Here is a 14262-nt window from a genome sequence, read left to right as displayed (position 1 = left end):
GCGTAGTCCAGGTCGCGCATCTCCGACAGCGTGGTCTTCAGCGTCACGCCATTGGCCTCACGCATTTCCGCCGCGTTGTCCAGCGCCTTCAGCTGCGCGCCACCGGCAGCGCGCGAATCGATCATCCGTTCCGCCGCGCGGCCGACATCACGCAATGCGCTCTGCAGCTCGTTCTGCTGCGCGGCCATCTTCGCCGGGGTGCCGGTATCGGCATCCAGTGCGGCGATCAGCTTGTCCATGGTGTCGAAGATGTCGCGGCTGCTGGCGGCCTGCACGTTGAAGCTGTCACCTGTTGCTGGCGCGCCAGCGATCTGCAGGCGAACGCCATTGATCTCCAGTTCGCTGCCGGCCTTGTAGGTGCCGGTGCCGGTTACGTTGCCGGCACCGTCCAGCACTTCGTACTGATCGGCTGCGGTGAAGCGCACGCTGAACGATTGGCCGTTCCAGCTGTCGCTGCCATCACGGGTGATGTTGGTCAGCACGCCGTTGCCGGCGTTGCCTGCCGCTGCGCTGCCATCGACGAAGCCATCGCCGGTGGGGATGCGCAGGAAGATCTCGCTGCCGGGCAGGGCGTCGCGCACGTAGGTATCCGGGCCGACTTCCACCTGGCGCTGGGTCTGGTCGCCGCGATAGACAACCTTGCCGTCAATCTTGGCGAACGGCGGATCGCTGTCGTTGGTGCCGCCGAACACGTAGCGGCCGGTGCCGTCGCTGCTGTTGGCCAGCGACAGCAGGCCCTCGCGGATCTGGTTCAACTCGGTGATCAGGGTCTTCTTGTCGGGCGCACTCAAGGCGGGATTGCTGGCCTGGATGGTCAGATCGTTGACGCGCGCCATCAGGTCGTTGACCTGGGCCAGGGTGTTTTCCTGCACGCCCAGACGGTTCTGCACGTTGTTGCCATTGAGCTTCATGCGTTCCAGTGCGGCCAGGCTGCGGTCCAGGCCCACCGCAGCGCCTGCGGCGACCGGATCGTCCTTGGCGCTGACGATCTTGCTGCCGGTGGCGATCTGCTGTTCCAGGTGGCTGAGTTTGGCCTGCTTGGCCATCATCAGCGCTACCGACTGGCTGTACATCATTCCGGTGGAGATGCGGTTGCTCATCGGCGCACGGCTCCCAGGATGGTCTGGAACATGGAATCGGCGGTGGAGATCAGCTGCGAGGCGGCCTGGTAGGCCTGTTGCAGGCGCAGCATGTCGGCCGCTTCCTCATCGAGGTTGACGCCGGACACTTCGTCACGCGCTGCCTGTGCCTGGTCGGCGATCACCTGCTGCGCCCCCAGCGAATACTCCGCCGAACGCGCTGCTGCACCGACCTGGGTGGTCAGCCCGCCCAATGCGCCGCCCAGCGTCACCGTGCCGGYGTTGAACGCCTTGGCCGATTCCACCTTGGACAGCTTGGTGGCATTGCTGTTGTCCGACGAGCCGGCCGGGGTCGGGGTGATGTTGAAGGTGTCGCCATTCTTCGGCACGCCATCGAGCACGAAGCTCCAGCCGTTGGCGCTGATGGTCTGCCCGGGCGTATAGGTCTGCGGTGGGCCGCCATCGATGGTGTAGGTGGTGGCCGAGGTGAACACGATCGCAGCAGGATTGCGCAGGTTGGCGTTGGCCGCATCGGTCACGGTCACGCCGCTCAGCTTGCCGGTGCCGGTGTTGGCCAGTGCGGCAGCGCCCTTGATGGCGGCGGCCGCGGCAATGCGCGACGGATCGGTGATCGCCATCTCCAGGCTGCCGGCCACGCCAGCCGTCGGCTGCAGCAGGAAGCGGTCGTTGGCCGCCGGGGTGCCGCCCACCACCAGCTTCACGCCGTTGATGATCAACGGGTCGGCAGCGGTACCGGTGCCGGTCAGCGGCACGCTGGCRCCGGTGTCGGCGCGGCTGGCGGCCCAGTTGCTGCCATCGAACTTGAGCACGATGTTCTGCGCTTCCAGCTTGCCGAGGTCGCCGTAGCTGGCGGTGATCGCGCCGGTGCCGGTGTTGCCGGCATTGCCGGTGACACGCGGCGTGCCGATGTTGAAGAAGTCGCCGCCCATCTGTCCGTACAGATCCACGCCCTGGCGATGGGTGCTGTTGAACGTCTCGGCCAGGCCCACAGCCAGCTTGCCCAGTTCGGCCTGGGCCGGAGTCAGCACGGTGTCGCGGAACTCGAGCAGGCCGCCGATCTGGCCGCCCACGGCCTTCGGGTCCAGGGTGATGGTGCCGCCCTGGGTCTGCAGCGCCAGCTGCAGGCGCTCGGGCTGGTACGGGTCGGCCACCGTGGTGACCTTCGATGCGGTGGTGCCCACCACCAGCGCTTGGCCGCCGGCGGTGTAGACGTTCATGATGCCGCCGTCCTGGATCACCGCGGTGCCGCCGGTGTAGCCCACCAGCTGCGAGATCAGCTGGTCGCGGCGGTCCAGCAGGTCGGGTGCGGCGTTGGCGATGTTGGTGCCGATGGCACCATTGATCTGCGCGATCTCCGACGCCAGCCGGTTGACTTCGGTGGCACCGGCCATCAATCCATTGTTGACCTCGCCATTGAGGTTGTTCAGGTGGGTGTTGAGCTGGCTGAAGCGGTTGGCCAGGGCCTTGGCGCCATCGAGCATGTTCTGCCGGTCGGCCGTGCCCGCTGCGTTGGAGGACAGGCCGCTGACGGTATCGAAGAAGTTCGACCAGACCCCGGCCACGTTGGTGGCCGCGTCGGAGAACAGGGCATTGACCCGGTCGGCCATGCCCGAGAGCTGCTTCAGGCGTGCCAGTTCGCCACCGCTGTCGAGCAGGCGCGAGATCGCCAGCTGGTCGGCGGCGCGGCGGATGTCGACGATGCGTGTGCCGTTGCCAACGTCACCATAGCCGTAGTTCTGCGGGGTGGCGGTGGCGAAGTCGACCTTCTGCCGGCTGTAGCCGGGAGTGTTGAGGTTGGCCACGTTGTGGCTGGTGGTGGCCAACGCACGCTGGAAGGCGAGCAGGGCACTGGTACCGGTGGAAAGTACGCTGGACATGGGGTTCCTCAACGACGGGTGATACCCAGCGCCGCGGTTGCGGTGCTGGCGAAGGTCTGGCCGATGCGTGAGCCGGCGTCGGCCACGGCGGCCACGGCGCGCTCGATGGTCGGGCCGCCGGCGATCGCGGCGATCTTGGCCGCGTAGCGCGGGTCGGTGGCGTAGCCGGCGCGTTGCAGGCCGCGCGCGAAGCCCTGCACATCGGTGCCGGCCTGCAGCGCCTGCTGGTAGCGCGGGCTGGTCTTCAGCAGGCGCACGTAGTCGGCAAAGCTCTCTGCAGGCGAGGTGTAGGCGCGGAAGCTGGCGGTCTCGTTGCGGCGCACGCCATCGACGTACTCATGGGTGCCGGCGGTAGCGCTCTGGCCCTTCCAGCCGGTGGCCTTGATGCCGAACAGGTTGTGCGAGGTGCTGCCATCGGCATGCTTGATCTGGCGCTTGCCCCAGCCGGTTTCCAGCGCTGCCTGGGCAACCAGGGCGCGGGCGTCCACGCCCAGTTCCTTGGCCGCGCTCTGTGCGTGCTGCCAGATGCTGGCGACGAAGCCCTCTGGGGTGTGTGCGCCCAGCTGGGCGACGGCGGTGCGCGTGGCCAGTGCATCGGCCGGGGTGCCGCTGCTGCCGCGGTTGCTGGCGGTCGGCGCCCACTGGTCGCTGGCAGCAGCCCAATCGGTGCCACCGATGGCGCCTGCATAGGGATCGTCGGTACCCAGCGAACGGTGCATGCCGCTGCTTTCCCGGCCCGCAATCAGGTCCAGCGCCTGCTCCATCGGGGCGACGGAGGACTGCGCGCCATCCTGCACACCGGCCGCCATCTGCTGCAGCATGCGCACGGCCTGGCCGGCGTCCTGCAGCGGCAGCGACGGCGCCGCGGGCGCATTGAGCTGGTAGGCGCGGCTGGCCTTGGCCGGGTCCACCCGGGTATCCAGCGCCGGGCCATCGGCCTGCGCGCCGGACAACTGCCGGGTGATCATGCTCGACAGGCCCAGGCCCTTGCCGCGGGTCATCGCCTCGGCGATCTTCTGGTCGTACATCTCCCGGAACATCTTGTTTTCACCCGGGAACAGCGAATCGCCGAAGCTGGCGTCACGCATGCTCTTGACCAGCATCTGCGCGAACTGGCCTTCAAGCTGGCGCGCGACCTTGTCGATCTTGGCCGGGTCGTTCTGCTGGGCCGGGCTGAGTTCGAATGCGGGAGTGATGCGCATGTCAGATCACCTCGAGCTCGGCGCTCAGGGCGCCGGCCTGCTTCAGTGCTTCCAGGATCGCGATCAGGTCACCCGGTGCCGCGCCAACGGCGTTCACCGCATGCACGATCTCGTCCAGGGTGGTGCCGCCGTTGAACTTGAACATCCGGCTGCCATCGTTGGTGGCGGTGATGGTCGACTGCGGCGTGGCCACGGTCTGGCCACCGGCAAAAGCGTTGGGCTGGCTGACGTTGGTGTTTTCCTGGATGGTCACCGTCAACGAGCCATGCGAGATCGCGGCCGGGCCGACCCGTACCTGCTGGCCGATGACCACGGTGCCGGTACGCGAGTTGACCACTACCTTGGCCGGTGCAGCGCCCGGGGTCAGTTCCAGGTTTTCGATACGGGCCAGCAGGCCGATGCGCGCACCGGCGTCGGTGGGCGCACGCACGGCAACGGTGCCGCCGTCCACGGCACGCGCCGAACCCTCGCCGAAGGCATTGTTGAGCGCACCGACCATCCGCGAGATGGTGGTGAAGTCGCTGTTGTGCAGGTTCAGGGTGATCTCGCCGCTGGCGCCGAACACATCGGGCAGGGCGCGCTCAACGGTCGCACCGTTGGGGATGCGGCCGACGCTGGGCACGTTCACCGAGACGCGCGAACCGTCCTTGCCCTGTGCACCGAAGCCGCCCACGATCAGGTTGCCCTGGGCAATCGCGTAGACCTGGCCGTCGGCACCGCGCAACGGCGCCATCAGCAGCGAGCCACCGCGCAGCGACACGGCGTTGCCGATCGAGGACACGGTGATGTCGATCGGCTGGCCGGGCTTGGCGAACGGCGGCAGCTCGGCGTGGATTGCCACTGCCGCCACGTTCTTCAGCTGCGGGTTGACGTTGGCCGGTACGTTGACGCCCAGCTCGCCCAGCAGGTTCTTCAGGCTCTGCACGGTGAAGGGCGCCTGGCTGGTGCGGTCGCCGCTGCCATCCAGGCCGACCACCAGGCCGTAACCCACCAGTGCATTGCCGCGCACGCCACCCACCTGGGCCAGGTCCTTGATGCGCTCGGCGCTGGCGGGGGCAGCCACCGCGAAGACCATGAACACGGCACAGTAGAGCGACGCTGCGCGTCGCTGCCAGGAAGAAGAGAAGGAGAATTTCATGGCCATACTCAGAACGGCGTCAGGCCGGAGTTGAAGAAGCGGCTCAGCCAACCCATCGCGTTGGACTGCGCGACAGGGCCGCGGCCGCCATAGACGATGCGCGCTTCGGCCACGCGGCTGGAAGGCACGGTGTTGTCCGCGCTGATGTCGCCGGGGCGCACGATGCCCTGTACCTGCACCAGCTCATCACCCTGGTTCAGGCGCAGGTTCTTCTGCCCCTGCACCACCAGGTTGCCATTGGGCAGGCGCTGCACCACGGTCACGGTCACGTTGCCCTGCAGGCGGTTGCTCTGCGCGCTGTTGCCCTTGCCAGTGAAGTCGCGTGCGCCCTTGGCCGTTGCACTCAGGATGTCCTTGCCGCCCAGGGTGACCGGTGCGCCGAGAATCGACGGCGTGCCGAGGCTCAGGTTCGATTCCTTGTTGGTGGCGGTGTTGGCGCTGGTCTGCGCGGTGGTGTTTTCCAGCAGGGTGATGGTCAGCAGGTCGCCGACATCGCGCGCACGGCGGTCCGAATACAGCTGCAGGGTCGGGCCGGCGGCGTAGATCGCGCCGGCGGTCGGTTCGGCCTGCGGCGGCATGATCGGCTGCAACGGCGCCATCGTCGGATAGGGGCGCACGTCGCCAGCGATCACGCAGCCGCCGAGCAGGGCAGCCACGGCGCAGGCGAGGGCAGTACGGGCGAAGGAAGAAAGGGGCGACATGGCAGTTTCCCGGTGAGGGCGATCAGAGCTTGTTGCTGAGGTAGCCGAGCATCGAGTCGGTGGTCGAGATCGCCTTGGCGTTCATTTCGTAGGCGCGCTGGGTTTCGATCATCGACACCAGCTCTTCCACCACGTTGACGTTGCTGCCTTCCAGCGCACCCTGCACCACGGTGCCCAGGCCGTTCAGGCCGGGATTGCCGTTCTGCGCCGGGCCGGAGGCGGTGGTTTCCAGGAACAGGTTTTCACCACGTGCCTGCAGGCCCGCCGGATTGACGAAGTCGGTAAGGGTCAATGCACCGACTTCCACCGATGCCGCACCGTCGGCCATCTTCACGCTGATGGTGCCGTCGGTACCGATGGTCACCGACTGCGCGCCTTCGGGAATCTGGATGCCCGGCTGCACCGGGTAGCCGCTGTTGGTGACCAGCTCGCTGTCCTGGTTGATCTTGAACGAGCCGTCGCGGGTGTAGGCCGAGCTGCCGTCGGGCATCTGCACTTCGAAGAAGCCGCGGCCGTTGACCATCACGTCAAGCGCGCGGCCGGTCTGCTGCTGGCTGCCCTGCTCGAAGTTCTTGGCGGTGGCCACCACGCGCACGCCGGTGCCGATCTGCAGGCCGGTGGGCAGCTGGGTCTGTGCCGAAGAGGAACCGCCGGGCTGGCGCACCTGCTGGTACAACAGGTCCTCGAAGCTGGCGCGGTCCTGCTTGAAGCCGGTGGTGTTGGTGTTGGCGAGGTTGTTGGAAACCACCGACATGCGCATCTGCTGCGCATCCAGTCCGGTTTTCGCGATCCACAATGCCTGGTTCATCTTCGGAGTCCTGTCTGGGTGAAGCCGGCCGCGCGGTGCGGCCCATGGGGTAGGGGGTGCAAGCGGCGTGCCAGCACCGGCGCGGGCCGGTGCCGGAATTCCGTCAGCTGCCCAGGCGCAACAGGCTGTTGGCGCTGCGCGCGTTGTCATCGCCGTGCTTGATCACCTGCACCTGCATTTCGTACTGGCGCTGCAGCTGGATCATCTGCACCAGCGCGCCGGCGGCATCGACGTTGCTGCCTTCCAGCTGGCCACTGTGCACCGCCGTGCCCTGCGCCTGGGCGAACGGCTGCAGCGGATCGGTATTGCGGAACAGGCCATCCAGGCCGCGTTCGAGGCGATCATCCGGCGCCTGCACCACCTTGATCCGGCCGATCATCGCCATCGTCTGCGGGCCTTCGCCCTGCGGGATGATCGAGATCGTGCCGTCGTTGCCGATCTCCATCGCCTGGTAGGGCGGAATCGCGATCGGGTTGTTGTTGTCGTCCAGCACCGGACGGCCGCTGGAGGTCACCAGCTGGCCGTTCGGGGTCACCGATAGTGCGGCGCCACGGGTGTAGGCCTCGCTGCCATCGGTGGACTGCACGGCAAGCCAGGTGCCGGTCTGCAACGACAGGTCCAGCGGCTTGCCGGTGATGTGCTGCGCGCCGGCCGTGCGGTTGAAGCCCGCATCGACATGCAGTGCATCCACCCGCGAGGCAAAGCCCGGGCCACGGATCGGGAAGGCTTCGGTGTTGGCCAGCGCTTCCTTGAAGCCGGGGGTGTCCGAGTTGGCGAGGTTGTGGCTGAGCGTTCCCTGCGCCTGCAGGGAGGCGCGGGCACCGGTCATCGCCACGTAAAGGGCTTTATCCATGCGGGGAGTTCCGTGACAGGGTCAGCAGGTCATCAACGGATGTTGATGACGGTCTGGGTGATCTGGTCCTGGGTCGTGATCATCTGCGCGTTGGCCTGGAAGTTGCGCTGCGCGGTGATCATGTTGACCAGCTGTTCGGTCAGGTCGACGGTGGAGGATTCCAGCGAACCGGCCTGGATCTTGCCGAGGTTGGAGGTGTCGGCGGCGCCGGTGCGCGGCGTGCCCGAATCGAAGGTCTCCACCCACAGGTTGTTGCCCTTCTGTTCCAGGCCCTGCGGATTGTTGAAGCTGGTCAGTGCAACCTGGCCCAGCGGCTTGTCGTCGCCGTTGGAATAGCGGGCGAACACCACGCCGGTTTCCGAAACGGTGATCTCGTTGAGCTTGCCGGCCGCGTAGCCATCCTGCTGGGTGTTGCGCAGGGCGAACTTCTCGCCGTACTGGGTCGAGCCGCTCACATCCAGCGTCATGTTCAGCACGCCGGCGCCGGTGGTCGGGGTGAAGGTGCCCAGGCTGATCTTGCCGTTGGCCGGTGCGGTCAGCTTGCCGGCGTTGTCGAAGGTCAGCGGGGTGGGCGTACCGGCCGGCTGGCCATCGACGTAGTTGTGCACCGTCCAGGCGTTGGTGGCCGCTTCCTTGACGAAGTAGGACACTTGGGTGTGGCTGACGCCCAGCGAGTCATACACGGTGATGCCGCCGCTGGAATGGCTGTAGCTGTTGGAATTGGTGGGGTCGAAGGTGGTCACTGTCGGCTGCTTGGCATTGCCCGGCAGGGTGAAGCCGACCTTGACCTCGCTGGTCTGCTTGGGCGGGCTGTCGGTGGTCAGCAGCTGCAGGTCGACCAGGCGGCCGGCGTCGAAGTTGGTGCCGTCGGCGTTCGGTGCGAACACCTGCAGGCGTGCGCCCTGCGGGTTGACCACGTAGCCGGCGGCGTCGGTCTGGAAGTTGCCGGCGCGCGAGTACACGCGTGCACCGTTCATGTTCATGGTGAAGAAGCCCTCACCGGAAATGGCCATGTCCAGGCTGCGGCCGGTCTGCTCGTTGTTGCCCTGGATGAACTGCTGGGCCACGTTGGAAACACGCACGCCCGAGCCGATCGCGTTCTTGGACAGGCCGTAGCTGGTGGCGGCGAACAGGTCGGCGAATTCCGCGCGCGACTGCTTGAAGCCGGTGGTGTTGACGTTGGCCACGTTGTTGGCGGTGACGCTCAGGTCCGAGTTGGCAGCGTTGATGCCGGACAGGGAAATGTTGAAGCCCATGGGATGCTCCTGTTGGATGCGGTAGGTGCGGCTCAGCTGACGCGGAGCACGTAGTCGAGAGGGGCCGTGCCCAGGCCCTTGAGGTTCAGGTAGAGGCCGTCGGAACCGACGGTCACGCTTTCCACCGGTGCCTGCACGAAGGTGGACAGCTTGGTGCTCTTGCCGGTGGTGTCGACGTGGTTGGCGACGATGTTGTACTTGCCCGGCTCCATGCGCTTGCCGTTGGCATCCTTGCCATCCCAGGTGAACGCGGTCTCGCCGGCGGCCTTGGCTTCAACGCTGATCGAGGTGACCTTGGCGCCGTTGGCGTCGGTGACGTCCACGGTGACGATGCCGGCGGCCGGCGCGGCAACCGTGCCCTCCACCGAACCTTCCTTCTCCAGCACCAGCTTTTCCGACGGCACCAGCACCTGGTGGCCGACCAGGGCGGCGCCACGCAGCACCTGGTCGCTGGCCATCGACTCCTGGAAGCCCTTCACCGACTTGTTCAGATCGGTGATGCCCTGCACGGTCGACATCTGCGCCATCTGCGAGACCATCTGCGTGTTGTCCATCGGCTTCAGCGGATCCTGGTGCTGCAGCTGCTCGGTCATCAGGCGCAGGAAATCGGCCTGGTCCAACGTGTTCTTCTTCTTGGTGGCGTTGCTGTTGGGGGCGTTCAGGCCGAGTGCGGCGTAGACGTCCTGGTTGCTCTGGTTGTTGACGGCAGTGGTCATGGCGGTGTCCGGTGCAGCGGGCCTCAGCGGCCCATGGTCAGGGTGGCCAGGGCCAGTTCCTTGGCGGTGGTCAACATCTCCACGCCGGCCTGGTAATTGCGCGAGGTCGAGATCAGGTTGACCATCTGCGCCACCGGATCGACGTCGGGCTGGTAGATGTAGCCATCGCCGTCGGCCAGCGGATGGCCCGGCTCGTAGCGCTTGATCGGCGCCGCGTTGCTCTGGGTGATCTCCTTGACCTGCACCGAGGTGATGTTCGGATCGGTCTTGCTGGTGACCGCCTGGAAGATCGGTTCCAGCGGCTTGTACACCGCGTCGGCCGAGCCGGCGATGCTGTCAGCGTTGGACAGGTTGGAGGCGATGGTGCTCATGCGCACCGACTGCGCCTGCAGCGCGGAGCCGGCGATATCGAAGATCGGCAGGTTGCTCATGGCTTATTGCCCCGTGATCGCGGTGAGCATGGAACGCACCTTGCTTTCGACGAAGCTCAGCGAAGCGCGGTATTCCAGTGCAGCGCGGCCATAGGCGGCGCGTTCGGCATCGGGGTCGACGGTGTTGCCGTCGATGCTGGGCTGTACGCCCTCGCGGGCCACCTGGAACGGGTTGAGGCCACTACCGATTTCGTAGTGCTGCTCGTTGGTGGTGGTCATCAGGCCGTTGGCATCCAGCCCCTGCGCATGGCGAAGGGCCGAATCGAAGTCYAGGTCCTGGGCCTTGTAGCCGGGGGTGTCGGCATTGCCGAGGTTGCTGGCGATCAGCTTCATGCGCTGTTCGCGCAACGGCATTGCCTGGGCATGGACGCCCAGGTAGTCGGTAATCAGGTTGCGCACGGTGCACTCCCACGGGAACGTTGCCCGGGAAGCTGCAAGCGGTGTGCCAGAACCGTGGTGCGCAACATCGCGCTCGCCGGGCATGGCCCGGCGCTACCGTGGGTCGGAGCAGGTGTCTGGTAGCGCCGGGCCATGCCCGGCGGAGACGCGTGCGGCGGCCTTACGCCGCCATCGCCACCTTGCGCAGGCGGTCCAGCACGAAGTCGGCCAGCTCGTGCGGCGAATACTTGGCGACGAAGGCGTTGGCACCCACGCGCTCGACCATCGCATTGTTGAATACGCCCGACAGCGAGGTATGCAGCAGCACGTACAGCCCCGACAGGCCGGCATGGCGCCGGATTTCCGTCGTCAGCGTGTAGCCGTCCATCGCCGGCATCTCGATGTCCGAGATCACCATGGCGTAGCGTTCGGCCGGGTTTTCACCCGAGGCATGGATCTGCAGCAGGTGGTCCAGCGCCTGTTTGCCATCCGAGAGCAGGGTCGCGCCCACCCCCAGCTGGTCCAGCACGCTGCGGATCTGCTGGCGCGCCACCCGCGAATCATCCACCACCAGCACCTGCAGCTGCGGGGCGTCGGCGGGCATCGCCATGGCCGGGTCGAGCACGGCCTCACCGCGCACCTGGGCGATGTCGGCCAGCACGCTTTCCACGTCGATCACCTGGATCAGCTCGCCCTGGAAGCGGGTCACCGCGGTCAGGTAGCTCGATTCAGCGCCCAGTTCCGGCGGCGGGTGGATGTCTTCCACCGCGATGTTGACGATGCGCTCCACGCCGCTGACCAGGAAGCCCTGGATCGAGCGGTTGAACTCGGTCACCACCAGGTAACCGGGTGCGGTGTCCGCATCGGGCTCGCGCTCGGGGTGGCCGATGGCCAGGCCCAGGTCCAGCACCGGCACCGAACGGCCGCGCACGTCGGCCACGCCGGCGAACTGACCGGGCAGGCCGGGCACCTGGAACAGTTCCGGGCGGCGCAGCACTTCCTGCACCTTGAAGACATTGACGCCAAAAAGCTGACGTCCGCCGAGGCGGAACAGCAGCAGCGCCAAGCGATTGTGGCCGGCCAGTCGGGTTCGCTGGTCGATCCGGTTGAGCAGGTCATGGGACATGGCTGCTGTATCGGCGCGGGCAGGGTGGAACTTGAGGGCGAGTGCAGGGCCGGGCCCAGTGAGATTTCCGTGGCCCGTCTGTGGCACGCAGCTTGCACGCGTCTGGGCCAGGTCTTACCGACAGGAGGCGCCATGCGCCGCATTGCTTCTTTCCTTGCCATTGCAATGGCCGTGGCCGCGCCGTGGGCAACCGCTGCCGACTGGCAGCCGGTGGCCAGCATCCGTGCTGCCGCGTTGTCGACCCTGGCCGCCGGCACTGAAGGTGAGGCCGTGGTTGCTGATGCGCTGCGCCTTCCGCGTTGCGGCGGCGCGTTGCAGGTGCAGCCCACGGCAAACACCACCGTGGAAGTGAGTTGTCCCGACGCCGGTGGCTGGCGCCTGTTCGTGCCGGTGAAGGTGCGCCGCAACCAGACCGTGCTGGTGCTGACCCGTGGCATCGGCACTGGAGAATCCATCGCCGCCGCCGATATCAGTACTGCCCAGCGTGACGCGGCACGGATTGCCGGCGCAGTGCTGGCCGATCCTGCCGCAGCGATCGGCCGCATCGCCCGTCGGCCGTTGCCGGCAGGAACACTGTTGTCGAGCAACGATCTGGTTGCACAGCGTCTCATCAAGCGAGGAGACAGTGTGGCACTGGTATCGCGGCGTGGTTCGGTCGAGGTCCGCATCGCCGGCCGCGCACTGGGCGATGCCGGGCAGAACGAGCGCGTCTCGGTGGAAAACCTGTCCTCGCGCCGTATCGTGCAGGGCACGGTGGACGCGACCGGTGACGTAATCGTGGCGCGTTGAAATAATGCAGAATTCCCCTAAAGATCACGGCCCTGCGGCCGTTATCCCTTGTGTACGGCAACTCCAGGACACCCCATGAGCCAGAAAATCGACGGCAACCTGCAGGTCCCCCAGGCACTGCGCAGCGTGACCACCCCGGCCGCCAAGCCCGGCGTCAGCACCGATTCGGCGGCACGTCCAGTCGAGGCGGCCGACAGCCTGCGCCTGACCGGCGAAGCCACCAACCTGCAGGCCATCGAGCGTGAGCTGAGCACCGCTCCGGCGATCGACGCCCAGCGTGTTGCAGCGGTGCGCGAATCGCTGCAGAACGGCACCTACAAGATCAATCCGGACGCGATCGCTTCGCGCATGCTTGAACTGGACCAGCAGCTGCAAGGATGACCGCGGCGATGAGCGAGCCGCTGCAGCGCCTTGCCCAGGCCCTGGACGTTGAACGCCAGGCCCTGGTCGAGCACGACGTGCATGCCCTGATCCGTGCCACCGGTGCGAAGCTGGAAGCGCTGCGTGCGCTGGAAGGCGCGCCACCGGTGGGCGAGGGCGAGCAGCTGCAGGAACTGGCCGAGCGCAACCGCGCCAACGGGGTGCTGCTGTCGCGGCGCCGGCGCGAGGTCAACTGGGCACTGCGCCAGATGGGCCGCACCGAAGAGTCCTCGGCATACGATGCCAAGGGCCAGTCGCATACCGTCACCGCGCGGCGGCCACTCGCCGTCGCTTGACAGGACCGGCGGTCGGCTGACCGCCCGATGGCGGCTGTAGGCCGCCGCGTGAACGCGTATATTGGGCGCCTGTTTGATCGCCCCGAGCCGCCGTGTCTGCCGCCAACGTTCTGGTTACCGCCCCCCTTCCGCCGCAACCGGTGCTGCAGGCCCTGCTTGAGCGCCTGCGCGAAGGCCTGCTGCTGTTCACCGAAGATGGGCAGGTCGCCCTGGCCAACCCGGCCGCCCAGAGCCTGCTGGGCAGCGATGAAGGCACCTTGCCGCCGCCGCAGCGCCTGCGCCAGCTGCTGCCGCCGGATGCGCTGGAACATGCGCGCCAGCACGGTCACTGGAACGGCAGCCTGCCGCTGGGCGAGGGCGTGGTCATCGCCCATCTGTACTTCCATGGCGAACCCGGTTCGGGGCACTACCTGGCCTTGTTCCGCCATATCGAAGGCCAGGAAGACTACGAACGCGAACTGCAGCAGCGCCATGCCGAACTGCGCCAGGCCTACCTGCGCTTGAACGGCACCCAGGAAAAGCTGCTGCAGTCGGAGAAGATGGCGTCCATCGGCCAGCTTGCCGCCGGCGTGGCGCACGAGATCAACAACCCGATCGGCTACGTGCATTCCAACCTGGGCAGCCTGCAGGAATACCTGCGCAGCCTGTTCACGGTGATCGAAGCCTACGAACGCGCCCTGCGTGCGCCCGACCCGAAGGCGCTGATTCCGGAAATCGACGATATCCGTGACCGCCTGGACATCGATTTCATCAGCCGCGACCTGCCGCAGCTGATGGCCGAGTCACGCGAAGGCATCGAGCGCGTCACCCGCATCGTGCGCGACCTGAAGGACTTCTCCTATTCCGGCCGCGACGAATCGTGGAAGCTGGTCGACCTGCATTCCGGCCTTGAATCGACCATCAACATCATCTGGAACGAGCTCAAGTACAAGGTGCACCTGGTGCGCGAGTTCGGCCAGCTGCCGCTGGTGGAATGCCTGCCCTCGGAGTTGAACCAGGTCTACATGAACCTGCTGCTCAACGCCGGCCACGCCATCGCCGAGCGCGGCACGATCACCGTGCGTACCGGCGTGGACGGCGACACGGTGTGGGTCGAGTTCGAAGACACCGGCGGTGGCATTTCGCCGGAACTGCGCCAGCGCATCTTCGATCCGTTCTTCACCACCAAACC

At 66.7% G+C, this 14262-nt stretch carries 16 protein-coding genes; 4 read left to right on the top strand and 12 right to left on the bottom strand.

Annotation, left to right across the window (positions count from 1 at the left end; all coding sequences use genetic code 11):
* The 12 genes from flgL to AC1DJN_RS14465 all read right to left on the bottom strand — a co-directional run.
* The coding region (gene flgL / locus AC1DJN_RS14520; RefSeq protein WP_478039365.1) for a flagellar hook-associated protein FlgL at positions 1–1100 on the bottom strand (1100 nt) is incomplete at its 3' end.
* Positions 1097–2977, bottom strand: a complete 1881-nt coding sequence (gene flgK, locus AC1DJN_RS14515; protein WP_478039364.1) for a flagellar hook-associated protein FlgK — start codon at positions 2975–2977, stop codon at positions 1097–1099. The genes flgK and flgL, both read right to left, overlap by 4 nt.
* An 8-nt stretch (positions 2978–2985) precedes the next feature.
* Complete coding sequence (flgJ, locus tag AC1DJN_RS14510; RefSeq protein ID WP_478013510.1) at positions 2986–4179, bottom strand: flagellar assembly peptidoglycan hydrolase FlgJ; 1194 nt, start codon at positions 4177–4179, stop codon at positions 2986–2988.
* Position 4180: 1 nt separating this feature from the next.
* Positions 4181–5317 (bottom strand): flagellar basal body P-ring protein FlgI, encoded by a 1137-nt coding sequence (locus AC1DJN_RS14505; protein WP_282279672.1) that lies wholly within the window; start codon positions 5315–5317, stop codon positions 4181–4183.
* 8 nt (positions 5318–5325) lie between these two features.
* Complete coding sequence (gene flgH / locus AC1DJN_RS14500; protein WP_025879104.1) at positions 5326–6018, bottom strand: flagellar basal body L-ring protein FlgH; 693 nt, start codon at positions 6016–6018, stop codon at positions 5326–5328.
* 22 nt (positions 6019–6040) lie between these two features.
* Complete coding sequence (flgG, locus tag AC1DJN_RS14495; protein WP_025879105.1) at positions 6041–6826, bottom strand: flagellar basal-body rod protein FlgG; 786 nt, start codon at positions 6824–6826, stop codon at positions 6041–6043.
* A gap of 103 nt (positions 6827–6929) precedes the next feature.
* Entirely contained in the window at positions 6930–7679 is a 750-nt protein-coding gene (locus tag AC1DJN_RS14490) for a flagellar basal body rod protein FlgF (protein ID WP_025879106.1), read from the bottom strand.
* Positions 7680–7711: 32 nt separating this feature from the next.
* Positions 7712–8935: a flagellar hook protein FlgE gene (gene flgE, locus AC1DJN_RS14485; protein ID WP_032974827.1), complete on the bottom strand. Its 1224-nt coding sequence runs from the start codon at positions 8933–8935 to the stop codon at positions 7712–7714.
* Between the two features lie 32 nt (positions 8936–8967).
* Positions 8968–9651 carry a flagellar hook assembly protein FlgD gene (locus tag AC1DJN_RS14480; protein WP_025879108.1) on the bottom strand — a complete coding sequence of 228 codons (684 nt, stop codon included), beginning with the start codon at positions 9649–9651 and terminating at the stop codon, positions 8968–8970.
* Positions 9652–9674: 23 nt separating this feature from the next.
* Positions 9675–10082 carry a flagellar basal body rod protein FlgC gene (gene flgC, locus AC1DJN_RS14475; protein WP_025879109.1) on the bottom strand — a complete coding sequence of 136 codons (408 nt, stop codon included), beginning with the start codon at positions 10080–10082 and terminating at the stop codon, positions 9675–9677.
* Positions 10083–10085: 3 nt separating this feature from the next.
* Entirely contained in the window at positions 10086–10481 is a 396-nt protein-coding gene (gene flgB / locus AC1DJN_RS14470; protein WP_025879110.1) for a flagellar basal body rod protein FlgB, read from the bottom strand.
* 160 nt (positions 10482–10641) lie between these two features.
* A complete protein-coding gene (locus tag AC1DJN_RS14465; RefSeq protein ID WP_025879111.1) occupies positions 10642–11586 on the bottom strand; it encodes a chemotaxis protein in 945 nt (314 codons plus the stop codon).
* 132 nt (positions 11587–11718) lie between these two features.
* Between AC1DJN_RS14465 and flgA the strand changes: the two genes are divergently transcribed.
* The 4 genes from flgA to AC1DJN_RS14445 all read left to right on the top strand — a co-directional run.
* The gene (gene flgA / locus AC1DJN_RS14460) at positions 11719–12375 is read left to right on the top strand and encodes a flagellar basal body P-ring formation chaperone FlgA (RefSeq protein ID WP_033831051.1); all 657 of its coding nucleotides are present in this window, start codon (positions 11719–11721) and stop codon (positions 12373–12375) included.
* Positions 12376–12450: 75 nt separating this feature from the next.
* Positions 12451–12756: a flagellar biosynthesis anti-sigma factor FlgM gene (flgM, locus tag AC1DJN_RS14455; RefSeq protein WP_025879113.1), complete on the top strand. Its 306-nt coding sequence runs from the start codon at positions 12451–12453 to the stop codon at positions 12754–12756.
* Positions 12753–13091 (top strand): flagella protein, encoded by a 339-nt coding sequence (locus AC1DJN_RS14450; protein ID WP_025879114.1) that lies wholly within the window; start codon positions 12753–12755, stop codon positions 13089–13091. Before flgM ends, AC1DJN_RS14450 begins: the two co-directional genes overlap by 4 nt.
* A gap of 92 nt (positions 13092–13183) precedes the next feature.
* Positions 13184–14262 (top strand): ATP-binding protein (locus tag AC1DJN_RS14445; RefSeq protein ID WP_478039363.1); only part of this gene is annotated, 1079 nt, incomplete at its 3' end.

The organism is Stenotrophomonas sp. 05L414_2, from assembly GCF_056397905.1.
The sequence above is the reverse complement of the archived record's forward strand: the minus strand, read 5'-3'. Positions and strand labels throughout refer to the sequence as shown.

Bases quoted from the DNA above. Each gene is read 5' to 3' on its own strand.
- flgC (WP_025879109.1), bottom strand. From the start codon at position 10,082: ATGAGCAACCTGCCGATCTTCGATATCGCCGGCTCCGCGCTGCAGGCG.
- AC1DJN_RS14490 (WP_025879106.1), bottom strand. From the start codon at position 7,679: ATGGATAAAGCCCTTTACGTGGCGATGACCGGTGCCCGCGCCTCCCTG.
- flgJ (WP_478013510.1), bottom strand. From the start codon at position 4,179: ATGCGCATCACTCCCGCATTCGAACTCAGCCCGGCCCAGCAGAACGAC.
- flgG (WP_025879105.1), bottom strand. From the start codon at position 6,826: ATGAACCAGGCATTGTGGATCGCGAAAACCGGACTGGATGCGCAGCAG.
- flgA (WP_033831051.1), top strand. From the start codon at position 11,719: ATGCGCCGCATTGCTTCTTTCCTTGCCATTGCAATGGCCGTGGCCGCG.
- flgE (WP_032974827.1), bottom strand. From the start codon at position 8,935: ATGGGCTTCAACATTTCCCTGTCCGGCATCAACGCTGCCAACTCGGAC.
- AC1DJN_RS14465 (WP_025879111.1), bottom strand. From the start codon at position 11,586: ATGTCCCATGACCTGCTCAACCGGATCGACCAGCGAACCCGACTGGCC.
- AC1DJN_RS14450 (WP_025879114.1), top strand. From the start codon at position 12,753: ATGACCGCGGCGATGAGCGAGCCGCTGCAGCGCCTTGCCCAGGCCCTG.
- flgM (WP_025879113.1), top strand. From the start codon at position 12,451: ATGAGCCAGAAAATCGACGGCAACCTGCAGGTCCCCCAGGCACTGCGC.
- flgH (WP_025879104.1), bottom strand. From the start codon at position 6,018: ATGTCGCCCCTTTCTTCCTTCGCCCGTACTGCCCTCGCCTGCGCCGTG.
- AC1DJN_RS14505 (WP_282279672.1), bottom strand. From the start codon at position 5,317: ATGAAATTCTCCTTCTCTTCTTCCTGGCAGCGACGCGCAGCGTCGCTC.
- AC1DJN_RS14480 (WP_025879108.1), bottom strand. From the start codon at position 9,651: ATGACCACTGCCGTCAACAACCAGAGCAACCAGGACGTCTACGCCGCA.